This is a genomic window from Halomonas kalidii, from assembly GCF_030010475.1.
GTDB lineage: Bacteria > Pseudomonadota > Gammaproteobacteria > Pseudomonadales > Halomonadaceae > Halomonas > Halomonas heilongjiangensis.
On record NZ_JASCQN010000031.1, the window covers coordinates 1 to 3210 of the forward strand.

A 3210-nucleotide genomic window follows, 5' to 3' on the forward strand; every position below is an offset into this window, starting at 1 on the left:
ACCCGCCCGGTGACCAGCTGGAACGGCCGCGTGGAGATCTCCTCGCCGGCCCCGGCCACGCCGATGATCACCGACTCGCCCCAGCCCTTGTGGCAGCACTCCAGCGCCGAGCGCATCACGTTGACGTTGCCGATGCACTCGAAGGAGTAGTCGACCCCGCCGTCGGTCTTCTCGACGATCACCTGCTGGATCGGGTCGGTGTGGTCCTTGGGGTTGACGAACTCGGTGGCACCGAACTGGCGCGCCAGCTCGAACTTGTCCGGGTTGACGTCGATGGCGATGATCCGCGATGCCTTGGCCATCACCGCGCCCTGGATCACCGCCAGGCCGATGGCGCCGAGGCCGAACACCGCCACGGTCGCGCCCGGCTCCACCCTGGCGGTGTTGAGCACCGCGCCGATGCCGGTGGTGACGCCGCAGCCGAGCAGGCAGATCTTGTCCAGCGGCGCCTCCTTCGAGACCACCGCCAAGGACACCTCGGGCAGCACGGTGTACTCCGAGAAGGTGGAGCAGCCCATGTAGTGGTGCAGCATCTGGCCGTCGAGCGAGAAGCGCGAGGTGCCGTCGGGCATCATGCCCTTGCCCTGGGTGGCGCGCACCGCGCCGCACAGGTTGGTCTTGCCCGAGAGGCAGAACTTGCACTGGCCACACTCGGCGGTATAGAGCGGGATGACGTGGTCGCCGGGGCGCACGCTGGTGACGCCCGGGCCCACCTCCTCGACGACCCCGGCGCCCTCGTGACCCAGCACCGCCGGGAAGTTGCCCTCCGGGTCGGCCCCGGAGAGGGTGAAGGCATCGGTGTGGCAGACGCTGGTGGCCGCGATGCGCACCAGCACCTCGCCGGCCCTGGGCCCCTCGACGTCGATCTCGGTCAGCTCGAGCGGCTGGCCCGCGGCCAGGGCGACGGCGGCGCGTGATTTCATGTGGACTCTCCCCAGGGTTGTTGTTGTCGCTGTCGCTATCGGGTGTCGTCACGATCATGCTGGCGGTGATGTCAGTCTAGGTGAGCCATGACGGGGGGATTGTGTCGCAGCGGCACAAGTGCGTTGCCGCCTGACAACATTGTGCCGGTCTCCGCCTGTCCGGTCAGGCGCGACAGAAGACCCGCGATTCGTGAACGTTACGCGGCGTCAGCTCGCCGGCGGTGCGGGTGTCGCCGGCGGCTTCGCGGCGGGCGGCTTCGATCAGGTGGTGATCCGGCGACAGGTCGCACACCGGGTCGGTGGCGGCGGGATCGCCGGTGAGCAGGTAGGCCTGGCAGCGGCAGCCACCGACGTCCCGGTGGCGTTCGTCGCAACTGCGGCAGGGTTCCGACATCCAGGCATCGCCGCGATAGCGGTTGAAGGCCTCGCTCTGGTACCAGATCTCGTGCAGCGAGCGCTCGCGCACCGTGGGGAAGCGCATCGGCAGCATGCGCGCGCTGTGGCAGGGCAGCACGGCCCCGTCCGGCGCCACGGTCATGAAGATCGACCCCCAGCCGCCCATGCACGCCTTGGGGCGGTCGGCATAGTAGTCGGGCACCACGAACAGCAGACGCATGTCGCGGCCGCGCTCGGCCAGGCGCTCGCGCCAGCGCGCGGTGGTCGCCTCGGCGACCTCGAGCTGCTCGCGGCTGGGCAGCAGGCCGGCACGATTGAGGTAGGCCCAGCCGTAGAGCTGGCAGTTGGCGAGCTCCACGGCGTCGGCGCCGAGTTCGTCGCACAGCGCGATGATGGCATCGAGGCGGTCGATGTTGTGGCGGTGCAGCACCACGTTGAGCACCATGGGATAGCCGGCGGCCTTGACCGCCCGCGCCATGGCCAGCTTCTTCGCGTGGGCCTTGGGTGAGCCGGCCACCGCCGCGGCGACATCGGGGTCGGAGGCCTGCAGGCTGATCTGGATATGGTCGAGCCCCGCCTCGCGCAGGGCCTCGATGCGGGACTCGTCGAGCCCCAGGCCGGAGGTGATCAGGTTGCTGTAGAAGCCCAGGCGATGGGCCTCGGCGACCAGCGTCTCGAGATCCTGGCGTACCAGCGGCTCACCACCCGAGAAACCCAGCTGCACGGCGCCCATGGCGCGGGCCTGGGTCAGGGTGTCGATCCACTCCGCGGTGGTGAGCTCGGCCTCGACGGCGGCGAAGTCCAGCGGGTTGGAACAATAGGAGCACTGCAGTGGGCAGCGGTAGGTCAACTCGGCGAGCAGCCATAGCGGGGCGCCGGTCTGGCCGTTGGCGGTAACGGTGTCGGTGTGGTCAGTCATGATGGATCCACCCTTGTTGCTCGGCGTCGACCAGGAAGTCATGGACATCCTCGGCGATGGCCGCGGCGGGGGCCTCGGGATAGCGCGCCTGGAGCGTCGCGATCACGGCATCGACGTCGCGCTTCCCGTCGAGCTCGCCGAGGATGGCGCCGGCGCTGTCGTTGAGCTGCACCATCCCTTCCGGGTAGAGCAGCACATGGCGCCCCTGGGCCTGCTCCCACTGCAGCCGCCAGCCGGGGCGCAGGCGACAGACGCTGGTGCCCTGGATGCCGGCCGTGCTCATGACAGCCCCCGATGATGGACGCGCCGGTCGGTGACGCTGTGGTAGGGCGGCCGGCCGAGCTGGTAGGCCAGCGTCATGGCGTCGAGCATCGACCACAGCACGTCGAGCTTGAACTGCAGGATCTCCAGCGCCCGCCGCTGGGTCTCGACCGTGGTGCACACCGCCAGTGCCACCTCCAGGCCGTGCTCGACGTCGCGGCGCGCCTCCTTGAGCCGCTTGCGGAAGTAGCCGTAACCGGCCTCGTCGATCCATGGATAGTGGATCGGCCAGGTGTCGAGCCGGCTCTGGTGGGCCTTCGGGGCGAACAGCTCGGTCAACGAGGAGATCGCCCCCTCCTGCCAACTGGCACGGCGCACGAAGTTGACGTAGGCGTCCACCGCAAAGCGCACCCCCGGCAGCACATGCTCCTGGGACCACAGCTCGTCGCGGGTCAGGCCCACCGCCTCGCCCAGCGCCAGCCAGGCCTCGATGCCGCCGGCGTCGTCGTCGTGGCCGTCGTGGTCGAGCAGCCGCTGGATCCAGCGCCGACGGGTGGCGGCGTCGGGGCAGTTGGCCAGCAGCGCGGCGTCCTTCTGCGGAATCATCACCTGGTAGTAGAAGCGGTTGGCCACCCAGCCACGGATCTGTTCGGGCGTGGCGCGCCCCTCGGCCATGTCGACCTGGTAGGGGTGATGGATATGGTAGTAGTC

The 3210-nt window shown here is 69.4% G+C and carries 4 protein-coding genes; all 4 read right to left on the reverse strand.

Annotation, left to right across the window (positions count from 1 at the left end; all coding sequences use genetic code 11):
• On the reverse strand, window positions 1–923 hold a 923-nt coding region (locus QLQ85_RS08380), incomplete at its 3' end, for an S-(hydroxymethyl)glutathione dehydrogenase/class III alcohol dehydrogenase (RefSeq protein WP_282738574.1).
• A gap of 163 nt (window positions 924–1086) precedes the next feature.
• Window positions 1087–2238 (reverse strand): pyrroloquinoline quinone biosynthesis protein PqqE, encoded by a 1152-nt coding sequence (gene pqqE / locus QLQ85_RS08385; RefSeq protein WP_282738575.1) that lies wholly within the window; start codon window positions 2236–2238, stop codon window positions 1087–1089.
• Window positions 2231–2521, reverse strand: a complete 291-nt coding sequence (pqqD, locus tag QLQ85_RS08390; RefSeq protein ID WP_282722373.1) for a pyrroloquinoline quinone biosynthesis peptide chaperone PqqD — start codon at window positions 2519–2521, stop codon at window positions 2231–2233. Before pqqD ends, pqqE begins: the two co-directional genes overlap by 8 nt.
• A partial coding sequence (gene pqqC / locus QLQ85_RS08395) for a pyrroloquinoline-quinone synthase PqqC (protein WP_282738576.1) occupies window positions 2518–3210 on the reverse strand: 693 nt, incomplete at its 5' end. The genes pqqC and pqqD, both read right to left, overlap by 4 nt.

Excerpts from the sequence above, each read along its gene's own strand:
- pqqE (WP_282738575.1), bottom strand. The coding sequence starts at position 2,238 with ATGACTGACCACACCGACACCGTTACCGCCAACGGCCAGACCGGCGCC.
- pqqD (WP_282722373.1), bottom strand. The coding sequence starts at position 2,521 with ATGAGCACGGCCGGCATCCAGGGCACCAGCGTCTGTCGCCTGCGCCCC.